Annotated in this window: 1 protein-coding gene (running past one end of the window); it reads right to left on the reverse strand. The window is 70.4% G+C overall.

Going from position 1 to position 21,357, the window contains the following annotated elements; genetic code table 11:
* A protein-coding gene (locus tag BM353_RS13155; RefSeq protein WP_092081644.1) for an Ig-like domain-containing protein crosses the window boundary here: on the reverse strand, positions 1-21,357 show its final stretch. It continues 32,016 nt past the right edge of the window; only the last 21,357 of its 53,373 coding nucleotides appear in the window; the start codon falls outside the window, past its right edge; its stop codon occupies positions 1-3.

Genomic DNA, 21,357 nt, shown 5'->3' on the forward strand with positions numbered 1-21,357 from the left:
TCACCCTGCGGAAGCCACGAGCGGTTCATCGAGATCATCGTCCGCCAGCGCGACGGCGCGATCAAGCACCGGGCGGTGCGAATTGGCGGGCACTGTGGCGCTTCCGCCGCGTGTCGCTTCGGGCAGCAGCGCCTCGTCGAGCTCGTCAGCTTCGAGCTCGTTGGCTTCGGGGGCGCCGCCGTCGAGTGCGCCATCTTCCAGCGCCGTCCCTTCCGTGCCGTCGATCACACCGCCGAGCCAGTCGATCTGCTGCTGGATGAGCGAGGTGGTGTCCTCGTCCTCGTCATCCTCGTCCTGATCGGCAAAGCGCCCGCTGAGCAATCCGATGGGATCGCTGCCGAAGGGATCCGTTCCGATGCCCGCGAAGGGCCCGGTGCCGAACATGCGCATCAGCCGCTCGGACATGGCGATCGGGCGGACGGTGTCGATCGAGCTGCCGAACCGCGCGACGCCGGGATAGCGCTCGGCCTCCTGCTCGGCGCGCGTGGCCCGGTCGCTGGCCCGGTCATCCTCGCGGCTGCTGCTGCCGAAATCGGGGATCTGCGGGGTGACCATCGCCTGGATGAAACTGCGCGAGATGTTGCCCCATTGCTGGTCGAAGGCGCGGCCGGTCATGTTGTTGAGCACATAGGTGCGCTGGCCCGGCTGCTGGATGATCGACCCCGGCTCCTGGCCCTCGGTTTCGCCGTAGGCGACCGCGCCGTGGGTGATCGGGCCGCGTGCGATGAGGACCAGATCGCCATCGCCATCGTTGGAGATCCCGCCTTCGGTCACGGTGAAACCGGTGCGGCTCTGGATCGCGATGCCGCCCGAGCGGGTGTTGTGGGCCGAGAGGCCGCCGGTCCGGATGTTGAGATCGTCTTCGTAGACCTCGCCGATGCCATCGGCGGCGTTGAGCGTCAGCAGCGGGGCGACGATGAGGTCCACCCGCTCGGAGGCGGTGTTGTCGAGGATCGCGCCGTCGGCGGCTTCGATCCAGGCGCTGCTGGTGGCTTCGATCCGGTCGATGAGGATGTCGCCGCCGCTGCCATCCGGCAGGGCGCTTTGCACCTCGATCCGCACGGTGGCGCCGCGCACGAGCGTCTCGGAATCCTCCATCTCGAAGGTGCCGGACTCGATCAGCACGGCAAGGTCGGCCTCGGAGACGAACCGCGCCGAATGGAGCATGTCCGTCCGGCCCTCGGTCACGTTGACGTCGAGCGTCTCGACCGCGAGCAGGGCCGAGAGACCCGAGGACAGGAGCCCGTCGCGGGCGGCGAGATCCAGCGCGCGGCCGGCACTGAAGCGGGTTGCGTGCGCGAGCGTCGCGCTGCCGGCCACAACCGTGGCGGTCAGATCGCGCCCGGCCTCCAGCGTGGTGGCGCTCAGGGCGGTCAGATCGCCGTTCTCGGTCGTTACGCTCAGATCGCGCGCCGCGGTGATCGTAGTCTCGCCCTCGAAGGTGAAACCGGTGCCGGTGGGCGCCGCGCCAAGCGCGAGGATCACGTCTCCGGTCTGGGCCGTGAGGGAGGTTGTCCCGGCGGTCGAGAGGCTGCCGTTCGCGGCGGCCTCGATCCCGGCGGAGCCCGCGGCGGTCAGGGTGGTCTGGCCGCTGAGCGCGATGTCGCCGGTCGCGACCGCCACGCCGATGTCGCCGGTCGTGGCGGTGATCGACGTGGTGCCGTCAAGGGCCAGCGTCGTGCCGACCGCGCCGCTGAGGGCGATGTCCACGCTTGCGCCGGTGAGCGCTGTGATGCCCTCCGTCGAGAGGCTTGCCGCGTCGATCCCCAACGCGCCGGTGGTGGCGGCGAGGGTGCTGTCACCCGAGAGCGCGACAGGACCGGCGGATGTGAGCGTGAAGTCGGTCGCCGCTTCGGCCCGGGTTGTGCCGGAGATGTCGATCCCGGCGGTGCCGGTGAGGGCGATGGCGCCTGCGCGGCTGGTGAGCGCGGTCTCGCCGGCGAGGGTGATCTCGCTGCCGATCAGGGTGAGCGCGCCGGTGGTGGCGATGTCGGTCTCGCCGGTCAGGGCAATCGCGCCGGTGGAGGCGAGATCGAGGCTGCCTGCGTCGATGGCCAGCGCGTCGGCCGAGGTCACGCCGCCCGCCGCGACGCTGATCACGGCGGCAGCGCCGATCTCCCAATCGGTGCCGTCGCCGAAGCTCAGATCGCCCGCGCTGAGCGCAAGGGCCAACCCGCCGCCGATCCGTGCCGTGGCGACGTCCAGCGTCTGCACCGCATCACCCGCGAGCAACACGATGCTGCCCGATGCCGCAAGGTCATCCAGCGCGATCCCGTCGCGGTCCACGAGCACGACATCGGTGGCCGAGAGAACGGCGAGTTGCGCGAAATCATTGCCGGTCTGGTCGAAGGTCACGGCCCCGGCGGAGTCGATCGTCGTCATCGCGCCGTCGCCATCCGCGAGGATCGCGCCGCCCGCGCTCTGGGCCATGCCGCCGCCCGTGGTGGTGAGCGAGAGCGCCTCGCCGGCGGTGATCTGCCCGAGCAGGAGCCCGACACCCGCCGCCGCGCCCGCGACCGTGACGGTGAGGTCTTCGCCCGCCTCGGCCTCGGCAAGCGAGAGCCCGCCGCGCGCGACCGAGAGAGCCACGTCGCCGGACTCGGCGGTGATCGATCCGAGCGCGATCAGCGCGCCGTCGCTGCCGGTCAGGCCCAGATGCGCGCCGCCACTGCGGGCGGTCACGGTGCCGATCGTCGCCGCGGCGATGTCGAAATCGCCGTCGATGTAGGGCGTTCCGATCGATTCGGCGGCCAGCACGGTCAGCGCCCCGCCGAGGATGGTGAGGTTTTCCGCGCCGATCCCTTCGGCGGCCGCGCCATCGAGAATATCGCCGACCTCGCTCTGGATCGCGGCGTTGCCGCCGGTCACCGTGGCGCGGGCCAGCGTGATGTCCTGACGTACGGTGAGGTTGAGATCGCCCGCCGCGGCGAGGGACTCGCCGTCGGTCTGGCTCAGCGCGCCTGCGTCCACCGAGATCGTCACGGCGCCGGCCGATTGCGATCCCGTCAGCGCGAGGCTGCCCTCTTCCACATGGAGCGAGAGCGCGCCGGCGGCGGTGAGCGCGCCGAGATCGAGACCGCGCCGGGATTGGAGCCAGGCGTTGCCGCCGGTGGCGACCGTGCTGCTCAGCGTTGCGATGTCGATGTCGATATCGGCCGCGCCCGCTCCGCCGATGGAAGCGCCGCTCAGGGTCAGCGCGGCGCTGTCCGCAAGCCCGGTGATCAGCGCGCCTTCGCCCTCGGTCCCGTCGAGGATCGCGCCGGTGCCGGCGTCGACCGCGATGGTGCCCGAGGAAGTCAGGAGCGAGGAGAGCGTCACGTCGCCCGCCGCTGTGATCGTGAGGTCATCCACCGCGGTGATGCGGCTGCCGTCCTGCTGGGTCACGCCGCCGTTCGCGACGGAGAGCGCAACGCTCTGCGCGCGGATGTCGCCGTCGAGCTCCAGCGCGCCGCCGGTGATGGCAAGGGCAAAGGCCCCGCCCGTCGCGGTCCCGGCGCGCAGGATGGCTGTCTCGCCCTGGGTGTTCTGGGTGACGAAGACGCCGCCTTCGGTGCCGCCGGTGGCGATGAGCTGGTCGATTTCCGCGCCGGCCACGTCGAAGGCATCCGCTGCGCTGCCGATCCGCTCGGCGCTGAGCCGAAGCACACCGGCGCTCTCGGCGTTCCAGGTGGCGCCGGGCTCGCTCGCGCTGCCGTCGATAAGCGCGCCGCCCGCGTCGATGGTCAGAAGCGCAGCGCTGTCTGTCGTGCTGACGCGGGTTGCGGTGATGTCGCCGCTGGCGGTCAGGCGCGCTTCGAGCGCGCCGGTGAGCGCCGTGCCCTCGGCCATCTCGATGGCGCCGCTTTCGGCCTCCACGCGGACCTGCGCGCCCGTCACATCGCCGGTGAGCCGCAGATCGCCCTCGAGCGTGGCGAGCTCCACGGTACCGACGCCGCTGACCGTGCCGAACGCGGCCGCGCGCATGCCGGTGACGAAAATCGCGCCGGTGTTGGCAGTCAGGGCGGTGAAGAGATCGGCGTCGATATCGAGATCGCCCCCGTCTGCGGAGGTCCCGAGCGACGCGCCGATGAGCCGGACTTCGGCGCCCTCGGACCGGACGTCGATCAGCGCGGTTTCGCGGTCGAAGGTGTTGTCGAGGATCGCGCCGCCCGCCGTCACGGCGACCGACCCGGTGAGGCTCACCAGGCTTCCGAGCGCGGCATCGCCGCCGACCACGAGATCGATGTCGCCGCCCACGCTCAGGGTCGCGTCCGCGCTCTGCGCGAGCGATCCGGTGGTCACGGCCATCTCCAGCGTCTCGACCGTCACGTTGCCGGTGAGCGACAGATCGCCCGCCGCCTGAACGAAGCGCGCGCCGTTCGCGGCATCGAGATCGCCGAGCGCGGTCGTCGCGAGCGAGGTCACGACGATGGAGGTCCCGCCGTCGGTGGCGTCCGTGGCGGTCAGCGCCGCGATTTCGGCGGCGGCGATGTCGAGGTCTTCGGCGAGGGTGCCGATCCGGGTGGCGGTCAGGCTGACCGCGCCGGAGCCTGCGGTGATGGTGGCCGCTTCGGCCCCGCCCGCATCGACCGCGCTGCCCACGTCGAGAATTTCGCCCTCGGCGGTAAGGGTCAGGCCGCCGGTCAGGACGGTGAGCGCGGCAAGGCGCAGATCGCCGGTGGCGACCATGGTGGCCGAGCCGAGCGAGCGGATGTCCGTCCCGTCGGACTGGATCACACTGCGGGTCACTGCCGGGTCCGTCTCGGCGGCGAGGTTGAAGAGCAGCCCGCCCACCGACACATCGCCCGTCACCAGAAGATCGCCGCCATTCGCGGTCAGGCTCAGCGCGCCGGTGGTGCTCGCGCCGGTCAGCTCCGTGGCGCCGTCGTTGAGCGATTCAACCGTGGCGCCGCCAGCGTTGTCCGAGGTGGTCACGACCGAGAGGCTGCCCGAGAGCACGTCGATATCCGCCGCGCCGCGCGCGCCCATGCTGCCCGCGCTGAGGGCCACATGGCCTGCGGTCTGGACGTTGGCGGCCTCGTCGGCGGAAAGATCGCTGAGCAGCCCGGCAGAGCTGGAAAGCGTGATCGTCTGGCCCGTGTCCGTGGCGCTACCGATCACGCGGGTCAGGCCGAGCCCGCCCGCGCCGGCCAGCGTGATGTCGCCCTCGGAGGTGACGCTTTGGCCCGCGACCATCGCCAGCGCGCCGGCTGCGGCACCGATGGTGACCTGCGCCGCGCGCACGTCGCCGGCCAGTGTCAGGTCTGCCTCGGTGGCGTTGAGGCTGAGCGTGCCGGTCACGTCGAGCGCGTCGGTTGCGCTGCCGAGCGTGACGCTCTGGTCCGCGCCGGTGAGGATGTTCAGATAGGCTTCGGCGGTCGTGCCGTCGATGACGATGAGGCCGGGGGTATCGGTCCCGGTGCTGGCGTCGAGCGTGAGGGCCTGATCCGCGGCGCCGAGCCCGCCGGCCGCGCGCAGGATCACTGTCCCGCCAGAGGCGTTGGCGGCATCGGCGTCGATCCCGAGGATGCGCGCGGAGGTCTCCAGTGTGAGCGTTGCGTCTTCGCCCGCCGAGATTTCCGAGAGCGTCAGGTCCTCCGTGGAGGTGACGGTCACATCGCCGCCCGCGCGGATCGCGGAGCCGTCGGCCATGTTGAGCCCGGTGTCGCCGAGGTCGAGGTCGAGATCGCCGTCGGTCTCGATCACGCCGGTGAAAAGCCCGCCGCCGCCGAAGCCGATGGAGATCGCCACGCCATCCGGCGCCGAGAGCGCGCCGAAGCTGCGGGTCTCGACGTCGATCGTGCCCGCCGTGCCATCCGCGAGCCCGTCATTGGCCGCGCTGCCGAGGCCCCAGAGCTTGGTCGTGAGCCCGCCCGAGCCTGCGGTCAGCTCGATCATGCCGCTGGCCACGATGTTGCGCGCCTCGGTGCCGAACCCGTCGAGAATCGCGCCGGTTGTGGTGGTCACGATTACGTCGCCGTCGACCGCCTCCAGCCGCCCGAGCGTCACATCCCCGACCGCCGTGATCCGCAGATCACCGGTGAGGGCGCGGACGGTGTGGCCCGCCATATCGAAGAAGCTGGTCGAGACGAGGTGAATGTCGTCGCCCTCGATGTCGCCGCCGAGGGTGAAGTTGCCCGACACCGTGAGCTCGCCGGCCACGTCGGTATCGCCGAGCAGGATTTGCGTTCCGGCAAAGAGCGCGGCATCGCCGCTCGCGGTCACGGCGGCGGAGAGCGCGTTGGCATCGCTCAGCGCGACGTCGCGGGCGGAGGTGACGGTCACGAGGCCGGTGAAATCGTTGAGCGCCGTGTCGGTCTCATCGCGTGCGTCGAGCGTGATGTCGGCGGTGCCGGCGCTGAGCGTCGTGGTCCCGGCTATGCTAAGGCCGCCGTCCGTGGCGGTCTGGGTGATGTCGCCTCCGGTGGTCGCCGCGAGCGCGCCGCCGAGGGTCAGCGGGCCGAAGGTCAGAGCGCCGCCGCTGGCGACGGTGAGATCGCCGGTCAGCGTTGCGGCAAGCGCCATGTCGCCGGTGGTGGCGAGGTCCGCGGCGTGGCCGGAGAGCAGTGCGACCTGCTCGATCGTGTTGCCCGCGAGGCTCAAATCGAGGCTCTGGCCCGCGCCGAGCGTGGCGCTCAGGAGCCCGCCGACGGAGAGCGCGGCGGTCTGGCTGACGGCGCCTGTCGCGTGAAGATCCAGCGCGCCGGCGAGCGTGAGCCCTTCGAGCGAGATCGCCCCGGCGTCGGCCCGTGCGCCGCCGCTGCCCACCGTGCCGGCAAGGCGCAGGGTCCCGGTCGCGAGCAGATCGGCGCGTGCGGCCCCGGAGATCGTCAGAAGCCCGTCGATCCGGTTGGCCACGGCGTCAAGCGTCACGCTGCCGGGGGTCGCGACCGTGAGGCCGGCGTCCAGCGCCAGAGCGCTGCCCGCGGCTTGTGTCAGATCGCCGGTGAGGGCCAGGGTCATGCCGCCCGCCGCCGCCACATCGCCGAGGCGCAGATTGCCCGTGGGGCTCAGACCGACGCTCGCGCCGCCGTCGAGGCTGAGCGCGCCGCTGACCGCGAGCCCCGCGTCGAGCAGGATCGCGCCGCTTGCGGTGAGCGTCAGATCGCCGGTGATGCTGCTCGCGGCGCTGTCGGTGATCGTCCCGGCGTCAAGCGCCACCGCGCCGCCCGCCGTCACCCCGGCGAGGTCGAGCGCCCCGTCGACGGCGGCGGCAAGTGCGCCGCTGGTTGCGGCGGTGAGGGTCAGATCCTGATCCGCGGCGAGCGAGACGGCGCCAGCGGAGGCGATGGTGAGCGCCCCGCCGAAGCGGTTGGCGCTGTTTTCCAGTGTGATCGCCGCGGTGCCTGTGGTCAGCGTGGTCGCGCCGGTGATGTCGAGCGCGCCGGTCTGCGTCAACGCGCCCCCGGTGGTGAGCGCAAGGCCCCCGCCGATGGCCCCGCCGTCAAGCCGCAGCGCGCCGCTTGTGACGAGGGCCGCATCGCCCGCGATGGCGAGCGTGAGCCCGCCCGTGAAGCTGTTGGCCCCGGTGAGCGAAAGGCTGCCCGCGAGCAGCTCCGCCGCGCCGGTGAGGGCAAAGAGCGTCCCGCTCCGCTGGGTCAGGAGGCCCGCCCCGGCGTCGATCCGGCTGGAGCCCGCGACGCGCAGGGTATCGCTGATGATGCCCGCGCCGGTGAGCGAAAGTGCGCCGCCGACCTGCGTCGCGCCGGTGAGCGAGAGGGCCCCGCCCGCCTGTAGTGTCAGATCGCCACCCGCGCCGCGCGCGCTGCCGGTGAACTGGAGCGCATTGGCGTCGCGGAGCGTGATTGCATTGGCGAGCTGAACCGTGACGAGCCCGCCGAAATCGTTGCCGGCGTTGTCCAGCGCGATGTCATTGCCACCCGCGGAGAGGCGCGTCGTGCCCCCGACGGTGATTGCGTCGGCGCCATCGAGATCGCCCTTGGTGGTCACCACAAGCGCGCCGCTCGCCGCGACGGTCCCGAGGGTCAGCGCGCCGCTGGAGGCAAGGCTGATGTTGCCGCCCGAGAGGTTCACCGCGCCGGTGAAGCTGTTGGCCGCGTTGGCAAGCGAGAGCGCCGCGCCGCCGCCGGCGACAACCGAGGTTTCGCCGCCGATGGTGAGCGGCCCGGTGCCGGTCACGGCGCCGCCCGCCGCGACCGTCAGATCGCCGCTCAGGGTCATGTCGCCCAGCGTGATGCCGTTGGTGTCGGTGAGGCTCGCATCGGACGCCCCGGCGATGGACACCGCGCCGGTGAAGTCGACGGTAGCGCCGGAGAAGTCCACATCGGCGCTGGTCTCCAAGCGGCTGCGCCCGGCGATGGAGACCGTGCCCGTGGCGCTGATATCGCCGCCCGCCGTGACGGTCAGCGCGCCGCTGAGCGTCAGGTCGGCGAAGGTGATGTCGTCGATGTCATTGATCACCAGGTTGCGCGCGATGACCGTGACCGGCCCGTTGAAATCGTGGTCGGCGGTGAGGATCACGTCATGGCCCGCGGCATCGATGACGGTTGCGCCATCGACAGTCCAGGCGTCGGAGTTGGTGACGCGGCCGGCGCTGTCGATGGTCAGGGTGCCCGCGATCTCGGCGCTCTCGAGGTGCAGATCGCCGGTGTTGGCGAGCGAGACGTCATTGGCCCCGGCGATGTGCAGCGCGCCGGCGATGCGGTTGGCGCTCTCGGTCAGGGTGATGTCGCCGCCGTTGCTGTCAACGGTGAGATCGCCGGACAGGGTCAGAACGCCGCTTTGCGTCACGGCCCCGGTGCTGGTCACGGCGCCGTCGCCGAGCAGGGTGATCGCGCCGAGGTCGAGTGCGTTGACGTCGGTCAGGACGAGGTCATTCGCCGCGGTGATCGTCACCGCGCCGCCGAAATCGTTGGCCGCGTTGTCGAGGGTGATGTCCGCTGCGCCCGCGTTGAGGCTGACGGTCCCGCTGACGCTGATCGCGCCGCTCTGGTCCAGATCCTCGGCGCTGGTGAGCGCGAGGCTGCCGGCGCTGGTCGTGCCCATGGTGAGCGCGCCGCCGGTTTCGGCGACAAGCGCGCCCGTGAGTGTCCCATCAAGCGCAAGATCGCCGCTGTCGGCGATGGTTCCGCTCGCGGCGGTGAGGGTCAGCCCGCCCGCGAACCGGTTGCCGGCGTTGTCCAGCGTGATGCTCTGGCCGGTGGCGTCGATATCCGCCGCGCCGGTCACGGCGAGCGCGCCGGAGGTGGTGACGGCGCCGGTGGCGGTCACGTCGAGGGTGTCGCCGAGGGTCAGCCCGCCGAGCGAGACGGCAGCGCCCGCGAGGGCCGTCGCGCCGTCGAATTCCGCGTCCGAGAGGGTCAGCGCGCCGGTGCTGGTGAGGTCCACCGCGCCGGAGACATCGCCCGAGAGCGTGAGCGCCCCGGCGTTGGACAGCGCGAGCGCGCCAGCGCCCTCGATGAGCACCGCGCCGGTGAAGCTGTGGGCCGTGCCGTCGAGGTCGATGGTGGCGGCGTCCCCGGTCGAGAGCGTGGTCGTGCCGGTGACGGAGATCGCCTCGCCGCCGTCGGTGAGGCCGGTGGCGGCGGTGAGCGCCGCGGTGCCGCCGATGATGAGCCCGCCTGCGGTCAGGGTCCCGGTGGTGGCGGTTATGGCCGCCGCGCCGGTGACCGCGCCGGTCACGTCGAGCGCGCCGTCGCCCGAGAGCGACAGGGCCGCCGCGCTGGAGACCGTGACGCGCCCGCCGAAGGTATTGGCGCCGGCGATGTCGATGTCGCCAGAGGCGGAGGTCAGGCTGACCGCGCCGGTGATGCCGAGCCCGCCGCTGCTGTCGATGGCGGCGCCGGTAAACCCGGCCGTGCCCGCGCCGCTCAGTGCGCCGAGCGTCAGATCACCGCCCGCGGTGGCGAGCAGCGCGCCGGCCACCTCGCCCGAGAGGATCAGCGCGTCGCTGTCGACCACCGTGGCCGAGGCCGCATCGAGCGCGAGGCTCGTGAGTGCGTTGCCGGTGGAGGTCAGGGTGACGGCTCCGGAGCTTGTGATGGTCGCCGCATCCGCGCGCAGGGTGCCGGTCTGGGTCACGGCGCCCGCCGCTGTCAGATCCAGCGCGCCGGTCACGGTCCAGCCGCTTGCCCCGACCAGAAGCGCGCCATCGCTGCCGATGGTTGCCGAGGCCGCCGAAAGGCTGGTGATCGCGCCGCTGCCATCGGTCTCGAGCCCGAGGGTGACGGCGCCGCCCGCCGAGACGGTGCTGACCGTGTTGGCATCGATCACGAGCGCCGCGTCCGCGCCGCCGATCGCGCCGCCCGCTGTGAGCGAGACGGTGCCCGAGGTGCTGATGTTGGCCGTGGCGATGCCGCCATCGGTGATGTCGCCCGCCGAGGCCACCGAGACCGAGCCGCCCGCGATCCGGGCCAGCGCGATATCGCCGCCCGTCGCCGAGAGGGTCACGGCGCCGCCGGTCTCGATCTCCGCGCCGGCTTCCATGAGAATCCCGCCGCCCGCGCCATCGAGCGTGATCGTGTCGTCATCGGCCGAAAGGATCGACGCGCCGCGGCCAAGGGTGAGCCCCTCGGCGCCGCCCGTGGCCTCCACGCTGCCGTCGGCGAGGATGCGCCCGGCGATGGTGAGGTCATCGGCTTCCAGCGTGATGTCGCCCGTCGCGCGCAGCCCGTGGACGATCAGGTCCACCCCGTCGCCCGTCATGTCCACATCGCCCCGGTAGAACCCGGCGAGGCGATAGGCCCCCGCCACGGCGCCGGTGGTGACCGTTTCGGGCGCGCTCTGTTCGAGCCAGTCGAGGGTGACGTCGGCATCGCCGAGGTTGGAGGAAAACTCCAGCTGGCTGACCCGGATCACATCGTCGAGGGTCAGGGATGCGGTCGGATCGGCGCTGGCTTTCGTGGCCTTGTTGCGGCCGTTGGCGTCGAAGCTCCCGGCGATGACGTCCACCACCGCGCCGGCGTCGGCAACGCCCGAGGGGCCAAGCGCCGCGCCGGGGGCGTAGTCGGGCAAATCGAAGAGAATATCGACCCGGTCATCGCTCAGAACCTCGCGCACATCGCCCGAGGTGCGGATGGTGATCGCGCCCAGCGTGCCCGCGTTGACATAGTCGATCAAGACCCCGCCGGTCAGCCCGGTTTCACCCACCTCCGCATGGAGATCGGCGGTCAGGTTGTGAACGAGCACCTCGGCGTCGATCTCGGCGTCCGAGAGCCCCAGCGTCGCGAGGCGGGCCCGCAGCGCGGCCTCTTCGCCCTCCAGCGCGCCGCTGTCGCCGGCCATGAAGATCATCTCGTTGCTCGCGAGATTCTCCGCGAAGGCCACATCGCGCAGGACGAGCGTCCCGGCGGTGTAGATCGACATCTCGCCGCTGGTCTGGCTCGCGGTGAGCTCCAGTTCGCGGGCGTTGGAGACAAGGATCGACGTGCCGGCGGCCTCGAGCGTCATGGCGCGCACGTCGGTGTTGAGTTCGATCGCGCCGGCGGAAACCACCGAGAGGCTGTCGGCGGAGATGAGCTTGGTGCCGGTGACCGCGCCCGCGACGCCCGCGGTGGTGGTCAGGCTGACCGCGCCGTTGCCGGTGCCGCTGACAGCGAGCCGGTCGGGGATGGCGGCGGGCTGCATCCGGAAATCGACCACGCGGCTGGCGGTTGTCTTGGAGCCGAGCGCGTTCTGGGCGATGACCTTGAGCGTCACGTCCTCGGCGATGCCGATCTCGGCGAGATCCGCTTCCGAGAGTTCGTAGGTCCAGCGGCCCGAGCCATCGACCGTCGCGGCGCCGGTGTTGCGCCCGATCTGGACGAAGACGGTGCTGCCGCTATCGACCGTGCCCGACAGCGTGATCGGATCATCGCTGGTGGTCACGGTATCATCGCCGCTGACCGCGCCGAAGGTGACCGAGGGCGTGGCCGAGCTGACGGTCAGGACCACGGCCGTGGAGGCCGCGCTGACGTTCGCGGCGGCGTCCGTCGCGGTGGCGGTCAGGCTGTGCGCCCCATCGGGCAGAGGGCTCGTGGGCGTGAGGGCCCAGCTGCCATCCGCCTCGGCCACGGTCTGGCCCACGAGCTCGGGCGTGCCGCTCACGCTGCGGTAGACCGAGACCAGCGCGCCGGCTTCGGCGGTGCCGGTGATTTCGGGCTGAGCCTGGCCGGTGGTGCCGGCGCTGGTGGTTATCGTGGGTGTGGCGGCCGAGGTGTCGACCGTGATCGACATCGCCTCGGAGGACCCGCTCGCGACCCCGTCGACCGTCGCCGTCGCGGTGACCGAATAGGTCCCGGCGGTGAGCCCGCCGGGCAGGGTGTAGGTCCACTGGCCCTGGGCGTTGGCGGTCACGGTGGTGGCGGCGTTCTGCAGGGTGCCGTCGAGCGAGATCTCGATGGTCGCGCCCGGCGTCGCGGTGCCCTTGACGACCGGTGCTGTGCTGTTGGTGATCAGATCGGCCGGCCGGCCGGTGTCGTTGTCGAGGCCGACGAGCTCCGGTGGCGACACCGCGCCGAGATCGACGGTCACGGTCTTGGCATTTCCGGTCGTGATCGGCCCGAAGTTGCCCGCCTCGTCCACCGCCACGGCGAGAAGCGCATAGGCCCCGTCGCTCAGCGTCACGTCGTAGTCGTCGGCTTCCACGCTCCAGTCGCCATCGGCATCCGCGGTCGTGCTGGCCAGCAAGGTGCGCGAGGTCAGATCGTAGATCCGCACCTCGCCATTTGCCGCGGCCCCGGTGCCCGCCAGCGTCGGCTGGACAACATCGGTTTCGTCGCCGGAGCTGAAGGCCGCGCCGCCAAGCGTGGCGATGAGCGGCGTCTCGGTCGGCGCGGTCCGCTGGAGCGAGACGCTGCGGGTGATGGTCTGGGCATTCGTCCCGTCGCTCACGGTGAAGACGAAGCTGGTCGTCCCATCGGTGAGCCCGGCCAGGTCGGTCTCGGTCAGCGCGATGCGCCAGGCATGGCCCTCGACGGCCGGCAGCAGCTCGGCGGTCACGACCGTCCCGTCGGACAGGGTGACGGTCACCGAGGTGGCCGCGGGGCCCGCCGTGCCGCGGATCTCCAGCGTCTGGGTCACATCGCGGGCCAGCACCGTATCGTCGCTGCCGATATCGAAAACCTCGAGCCCGGGGGCGAGGCCGGTGTAAACAACCGGGGCGGACGCCGCCGGCGTATCGAGCCCGGTGGTCACCTCGGCGGTCAGGGTCGCGCCATCGGTGATCGTCAGGTCGTTGAGCGAGATGGTCCAGTCGCCGGTCTGGCCGACCACGGCGGTGCCGCCGGTGATGGCGGTCTTGGTGCCGGACACGTCCTGGAACAGGCGCACGGTTGCGCCGACCGGGCCTTCGCCGCTCACCAACGCGCCGCTGAGCGGGCTGGCCTGCAACACCGCACCGATCGTGACCGGCGTCGTGTCATCGGAGACGAGCGCGGGCGGGGCGTCATGCTGGAGCGTGAGGGTCTGGGTGCCGACGCTGCTGGCGCTGCCGTCGGGATCCTGGGTCACGGTGATGGTCAGCCCGCCGGGGGTGAGCGTCGTGTCTTCGATCACCAGCGGCGGCATGTCGCGGAACCGCAAGCTGCCCTCATAGGTAATCTCGTAGACCTGCGCGGAGGTGAAGCTGACGGAATAGGACGCACCGGGCACGCCCATCTGCTCCAGCGCCGCTTCGATCACGCTCGCTTCGGTCTCGTTATAGTCGATGCCCGCGGTGCTGTAGACCTTCCCGTCGATGGTCAGGCTGATGCCATAGGTGCCGCCGGTCGCGGTGGAGAGGTCGATCTCCTGCGTCTCGGCGGTGCCGGCGGCATCGAGCACGGTGATCGCGGCGGAGGTCGCGAGGGTGGCCTCGGCCTCGATCTCGATCGCGTCGCTGCCGGCCGAGGGGGTGAAGCTCACGGTCGGCGGGGTGCTGTAGCCCGCGCCGGGATTGGTGATGATGATCTGGCTGATTGCGCCGGCGTCGTCGAGCACCGCAATCGCCGTCGCCTGAATACCGCCGGTCGCCATGTCGGGCGCCGAGAGCGTGACCGTGGGGGCCGAGGCAAAACCGTTGCCGCCGCTGGTCAGGGCGATGTCCCCGACGCGGTGGAGCTGGGCGTACTGCGCGTCCGACAGCGTGTAGCTGAAGGCGGTGGGGGCGCTGCTGAGGGCGGCGGTCCCGGTCGCAAGATCGGGGGTCTCGGCGTCCACGGTCACGGTCGGCGCGCTGGTGTAGCGCGCGCCCGCTTCCGTGATGCTGAATTCCATGACCACCCCGTTCAGCACCGTCGCGGTGGCCGTCGCCGTGACCGCGTTTTCGACGACCGTGATCGACAGGGTGTCGCCGGCATCGAAGGGCGTGCCCGCGAGGCTCACGGCGGTGATCACACCATCGGTGACCGTGACCGTCGCGGTCTCCGAGACGGAGGAATCGCCATTGCGGACGGTGACGACAACCGCATCGGAATACCCCGTGCCGCCATCGTTGATCGTGATGGTCGCGCCGCCCGCGCCGTCATTGACGACGTCGATATCCGCATCAACGCCATCGGGCGCGCCGAGCGTTACGGTGGGCGCGGCGGTGTAGCCATCGCCGCCATCCGTGACCGTGAGGCCGGAGACCCCTGTGCCGGTCAGCGTGGCGGTGGCCGTGGCCGTCTCGGGCGCGGCGGCCGCGACGGTGATGCTCGGGGCGGAGGTGTAGCCGCTGCCGGCATCGGTCAGCACGAAACCGGTGATGACGCCATTGACAACCGTGGCGGTTGCGGTGGCTTGCGTGCCGCCGGCGAGATCGGGCGCGGAGAGCGTGACCTCGGGCGGGGTTGTCGCCGAATAGCCCTTGCCGCCGTTGGTCAGCGTGAGTTCGCCCACGGGCGTGCCGAGCTGGACCTCTTCGGCCACGAGCCCATCCACTGCGACGAAGATCGACCCGGCGCTGGTGCTGCCCCGGATCACGACCGAGCCGTCAAGCTCTTCGGCCGTCAGCACATTGTCGCCGCTCACCGGCTCAAGGCTGAGCGCCACCGTGCCGGAGGCCGGCGTCACGCTCACGGCCCCGCTTGCGGTGCTCACGTTGCCGGAGGGATCGGTGGCGACGGCGGTGAGGCTGCGGGTCACCCCGGCCTGCCATGTTTCGGAGGGCGCCCAGATCCAGGTGCCGTCGCTGTTGGCCGCCACGTTGGCGATGACCGCGCCGCCCTCGATCAGGCTGATCATGCTGCCCGCTTCGGTGGTGCCCGAGATGGTCGGACGGCCCAGAGTCGCGTCATCGACGGTGATCGTCGGCGCGCTCGGGGCGCTGATGTCGACCACGATCCGGCGCTGTTCTTCCTGGCTCTGAATCCCGTCTTTCGTCGCGATGATGGTGATCGTGTACTCGCCCTCGCCCGTCTCGGGCAGGGTCGCCGTCCAGTCGCCGGTCAGCAGGTTGGTATAGCTCAGGGTGACGGGCGTCGCCGCCTCCTGGGCCGCGCCCTTGGGCGTCCACTGATAGCTCGCGCTCAGGGTCGTGCCCGGCTCGCTGGTGCCGAAGAGGTCGAGCCCGTCGTCGTCGGTGGTGAAGAAATCGCCCACGCCGGTGTCATCGTTGACCCGGTCGAGCTGCGGCGCCTCGGGCTGGATCACCGCGATGGTGATGTCCTGAGTGACGTCGTTCTGGTTGCCGGCCGCATCGGTCGCCACGAAGCGGAGCGTGCTGAGCCCGTTGCCGATCTGCTCGTAATCGCTGAGGCCCATCTCATAGGACCAGTTGTCCGAGCCATCCACGGTCACGGTCGTGAGGACCGAGCCGTCGGCCAAGGTGATGTTGACCTCATCGGTCGAGGCCGTGCCGGTGAGCGTGATGGTCGCGCCGCCGTCCACATCGGCCTTGGTGATGGTGTTGGCGGTGCTGGTCCCGGAGAGGGCCGTGAAGGTCACGGTCGGGGCGGTGAGCGCGAGCGTAAGGGTCTCGCTGACGGTGCTGGACGCGCCCGAAAGCGCCGTGGTCACCACGCTGAGCGCGCCGCCGCTGGCCTGCAGGGCCGTCGCGTCCGCCTGGTTGAGCTCATAGGTCCAAACGCCGTCCTCGACCCAAGCCGCGCGGGTCAGGGCGCCGATCGTGATCGAGACCTGCGCGCCGGTCTCGACCGTGCCAGTGAGCTGATAGCCGTTGAAGAGCGCATCGAGCGTGACGGTCGGCTGCGCGCCCGCATTGTCGATGGTGAGCGCCGGGTTGCTGGCGGTGCCGGCGGTGACGAGCGCGCCGCCGGAGAGCCCGCCGGTGTTGCCGGCCGCATCGGTGGCCCGCGCGACGACGAGGTTGTCGCCATCCGAGAGCGCGCCGGCGCCGAGCAGGGACGCGACGTCGATGGTGATCGACCAGTTGCCGGAGCCATCCGCCGTGGTGGTCCCGAGCGCGGTGTCGAGATCGTCGAGCGCGTAGACCGAGACGGTCGTATTGGCCGCCGCGGTCCCCGAGAGCACTTCGGTATCGCGGTCAAAGCCGATGGTCGGCGCGGCGGGCGCGGTGGTGTCGACGGTGAGCGTGAGGGTGGACGACGCGGCGCTCTCGGTCACGCCGTTGTCCGAGATGTTGACCGCGCGCAGGGTGTGGCTGCCATCGGCCAGAACCGGCATAAGCACGGTCCAGTTGCCGTCCTGATCGGCGCGGGTCTCGCCCAGAACCGTGCCGCTCAAATCGCGCAGCTCCACCCGTGTCCAGGCGGCGGCGCCGGTGCCGCTGATCTGGGGCTGGGCGTCGCTGACGGTGCGGCTGGTCGCGCCGGTGATCGTCGGCGTGGTGGGCGCGGCCGGGGTGTCGCTCGCGGCGCCCCCGGTGATGGTAAAGCTCCGCCAGCCGCTGCTGTAGGAGATGTTGCCGTCCGCATCGCGCAGCGCGGTGCGCAGCTCATAATCGCCGTTGGCAAGGCCGGTGAGGTCAAACTCCAGCGTGCCGCTCGTATCGGCCGCCTGCAGTACGCGATAGGCATAGACCCGCCCGTCGCGGTCCTCCAGCGTCAGCACATCGCCGACATTCGCGCCCGAGCTCGTGGTCACGGAAATATCGCCCGTGGCCTCCATGGTGAGCTTGTCGAGATCGACGTCGCCCGCCGCGACGAAGACGATGTTGCCGTTGGTCGTCCCCTCCGGGCTTCCGGCGGTGATGGTCACATCGTTGTAGGGCGTCTGGCCCTGCACCAGCGTGATGGTCGAGCCGTATTGGGCCTCAAGCTTGGGCGTGACGGCGGCGGCGGTGACCACCTGCGCCGCGTCATCGAGGATCACGGCGCTGTCGAGGTTGCTGCCCGTGGCGGTCATGGTGCCGCTGGCCTGGCCGCTGGCGGGCACATGGGCAAATCCGGAGAGGCTGATCGCGAGATTGTCGGCGCGCGCGAGGGTGAGGCTCGTGCCGTTGTCCGTCGCGGTGACGCCGGTGCCAGAGGCGCTGATCGCCGCGGCCAGCGCCGAGAGGTCGTCCTGGGTGACGGCGGCCGAGATCTCGACCGCCGACCCGGGCAGGCCGATCCCCAGCGTAACCGTCCCGTCGGCCGTCAGATCGCTCAACGTGAGGCTCGCGCGCTCCGCCGTGACGCTCGACGTCACGTCCGCCATCCCGCGGCCGAGCACATAGGTCACGGCTTCGGCGGCGGTGGAGAGCGCCGCGCCGCGCGACCAGTTGCCGGCGCTGCCGCTCAGGGCATAGAGCGTTCCGTCGCCGGTCTCGGAGGTGCTGAGGACCTGAACCGCGGTGGCGCCGGTGGTGGCGATATTGGTGTAATCCAGCGCGTCGAGGATGAAATATTCCGTGCCCGCATGGGTCACGCGGTCGGTGTAATAGCTGCCCGCCGGCACGTAGACGGTGTTTTCGCCGGTCGCGGTGGTCTCGGTTCCCTCGATGTAGGTCTCGCCGGAGGCCCCGGTGATCATCCGCCGATCAGAGATGTCGGAGCGGACCTGGACCGTGTCGGCCACATCGCCGCGCGCGTTGAGGACAACCGTGTCGATGAAGGTCGATTGCCGCGTGCTGAGCGGGGCGTTGAGCGTGATGTCGCGGCCCGATTGCATCTCCAGCCGGGTGGTGACGTCGGATGTGCCGATGCGGATCTCGTCGTTGGCGATGATGCTCGCCTCGGACAGGACCACGAGCTCGCGCGTCGCGAAATCCTGGCTCGTCGGGATCTCGAAATCGGCGCCGGTCTCGAAGACCAGCCGCGCGACCGCGTCGACCCAGATATCGGAGCGGATGTCCAGCGCGCCGCCCGCCGCGAGGCGGACCTCGGCGGCCAGCCCGGTCGCGTCGTACTCACCATCGCTGTCGAGCGCGCGGATGAAGCCGCCCGCCGTGCCGTTGACCGAGAGCTCGCCCTCCGCCTCGACCGTGACCGTCGCCACGCTGGCCAGCGCATAGACATCGCGCAGATCGATCGCTTCGGCGGAGATGAGCGTGACATCCCCCGCCCCGGCGCGGGCCTCGGTGATCCGAAGCTGATTGCGCGTGTCGCTGCCGGTGTCGATGAGCGAGAGCCCGCCCGTTTCGGTTGCCACGTCGCGCCATTCGGCCACGTCGAGCCGCACGTCGTCGATGCCGGTGAGCGCCGAGAGGGCCACCGCGCCGCCGACCGTCGCGTCGACGGTGATCTCGGTGCCGCCGCCGGCCCCGAGGATCGCGCCGCCGGTGGAGGTGAGCGAGATGTCGAGCGGCAATTCGCCAAGGTCGAGCTGGCCGTCCTCATCGAGATCGGCGCTGCGTTCGGCCGAGCGCCCGGCCTCGATGCCGGTGACAAGCGCGCCGTCGCCGTCGCGGGTGATTTCGGTCAGCTGGATCGAGCGCGCGGTGCTCAGCGTGATCACCCCGTCGAGCGTCTCCAGCCGTTCGATCGTCAGCATCCCGGCCCCGCCGGAGAGCGGCGCGAGCGTGGTGAGCGTCAGATCGCCCGCGTCGATCACCTGCGCGTCGATCGCATCAACCCGCAGTCCGGTGAGCGCGCTGCCTTCGCCGCTTTCGATCACCAGCCGGTCGGCGCTGACCACCGATCCCGCGAGCTGGTCAAGCGCGGTGCCGGCGTTGAGCGTGATCTCCCCGCCGGTGAGCTGGCCGAGCGTCATCTGCCGCAGCGCGGCTCCGTCGCCATCGCGGCGCCCGCCGTTGGTGGTCGGGGTCTCCAGCCGCAGCGCGGCCCCCGCCCCGGCGGTCACGTCGCGCGCGATCATCGCGCCGGTGGTGGTGATGTGAATGTCGCCCGAGGCGGTGGCGCCCGAGAGGATGTCGAGCCCGTCCACGTCTTCGATCTGCACCCCGCCCGTGCCGGTCACGGTGAAGCTCAAGGTCGCGGCGTCGATCAGGAAGGCGCCCGCGCGGTTCACGTCGCTGTAGATGCCCTTGGCGGAGGTCAGCATCGCATTGGTCGCGCTGACCCGGTTGCCCGGGGTCGCAGTGCCGCCGCCGTCGAGGGCCACGGTCTCGCCATAGGCATAGAGCCCGCCGCCCGCCGCCGTGAGGGTGAGCGCGCCGATGATCGACACGTCGCTGTCGCGGAAGGTGATGTCGCCGGAGGTCGCGCCCGCCGTCAGGCGCACGTCGCCCGCCGATCCGGAGCTGCCCGCGTGGATTTCCGTTCCAATCGCGGTGAGAATGCTGCCGGTGCCGTCGGTCCCGGCGGTCAACGCGATGCTGTCCGCGCTGAACTGGCCGAAGGCGTCGATGCGCCCCGCGGCCTGGGCCTCGATCGAGACATCCGAGCTCACCTCGCCCGCCATCCACAGATCGCCGCCAGACACCACGCTCAGCGCGCCGCCCGCGCTCAGGGTCGAGGCGAGATCCGCCGTCACGCTGGCCGCGCCCGTCAGGGTCAGCGCCCCGCCGATGTTGAGCTCGGTCGCGGTGGGCGTCGTGCCGGTCAGGTTGACGAAGTCGTAGTCCCGATCGCCGATGAGCGTCACCCGGCCCGAGGCCAGCTCCGCGTCGCCCGAGGTTGTCACCCGGCCGGTCACGAACAGATCGCGCACCGCGTCGACCTGCACCGAGCCCCCGACGATCACATCGCTGTCGAAGGTCGAGACGGACACTTCCGCCCCGCCGCCGTCCAGCCGCACCGTGCGGCTGCCCACGACCGTCTGGGTCACGGCCTCGTCGCGGTAGAGCGTCTGCTTGGCCGTCTTCACCACCTTGGTTTCCACCTGGTAGTCGCGGAATTTCGGACGCTCGTCGAAGACGTCGCTCTCGTTGGTGACGAACTGGTAGTTGAAGATCGAGCGGTTGTCGTAGATGTCGCGATCGGTCGAGGTCCAGTCGTAGTGGTAATCCTGGAAGGACTGGACCACGTTGGACTGCTGCCAGTAGTTCCCGGTCTCGTACATGAACCGACGGCTTTTCGCCCAGTTGAGATCGTTCCAGGTGTCGAGCCCGCTGTTGATGTAGACTTCGATGGAATGCTCGAACCCGCCGGCGTTGTTCGGCTCGCCCGGATGCCAGTTGCTGTAGCTCGTCGTGTAGCCGCGCCAGCTGATGTAGTTGCTCGAGGCCGAGGTGACCGAGACGTCGTAGTAGATTGTCCCGCTGTCGACGTGGCGGATCATCCCGATCCAGTAGGAGCCGCTGCCGCCGAAGGCGTCGTCGAGCGCCTGCATCTGGGTGGCATTGGTGGCGTTGGCGAGGGTGTAGTTGTTGGCCGCGGTCTGGAAATCCGTCGCCCAGGTCGACATGTTGTATGTCTTGTCGACCCAATTGTAATCGTAGCCCACGAGCTTGTTGTGGTCGCTCGCATTGCCGGCGTTGGCGTCGATGCTGATCCGTTGAAGACTCGCAGTGGTCTCGAAGAACAGGTTGTTGGCCAGCGTGCGCAGGGCGCTGTTGCTGTCGGACCGGGTCGCGTTGTTGCTTTGCTTGGACCACTCGGGATCGCGCTCGACCTCGACCTCGTTACCGCGGTTGAAGATGTTGAAGACCCGCACCCCGTCATCGGGCGCGACCGTCTCGCCGCTCGCCGACGAGCCGCCGTTGTAGGAGATCTGCCAGGTCGAGGGATTGTTGTCGAAATCCTGCGTATAGGTGGTCTTTGTGTAGCTCTCGTTGGGATCGTGCAGCCGCTCGTAGTCGGTTTTCTTGAAGCGCGTCCAGTCGGAATAGATCTGGTCGTAATAGACCGTCGCCTCGTCGCGATAGGTCCCGACATATTCCTGCGTCAACCCGACCGAACCCTGGCTGACCGCGCGCGACAGATCCGCCTCGGCGCCGACCGGCATCTCGATCCACTTGTCGCGCAGCCCGTCGACCTGAAGGTTCACCCGGTGGGTGATGTAGTCGGCCGGGACGGTCCCGGTCCCGTCGGGGGACCAGTCGGGCGTCCAGGCGCCGGTCGTGGGGTTGCCGTTGATGACGCGGTGCGAGGCGAGATCCGACGCGTCGAAGGTGTAGGCCTTCATGAAGCCGAGCTGCGACATAACCGCGTCCTTCTCGAGATCCGAAAGCTCCGA

Origin of the sequence: Poseidonocella sedimentorum, assembly GCF_900116005.1 — a bacterium.
Lineage (GTDB): Bacteria > Pseudomonadota > Alphaproteobacteria > Rhodobacterales > Rhodobacteraceae > Poseidonocella > Poseidonocella sedimentorum.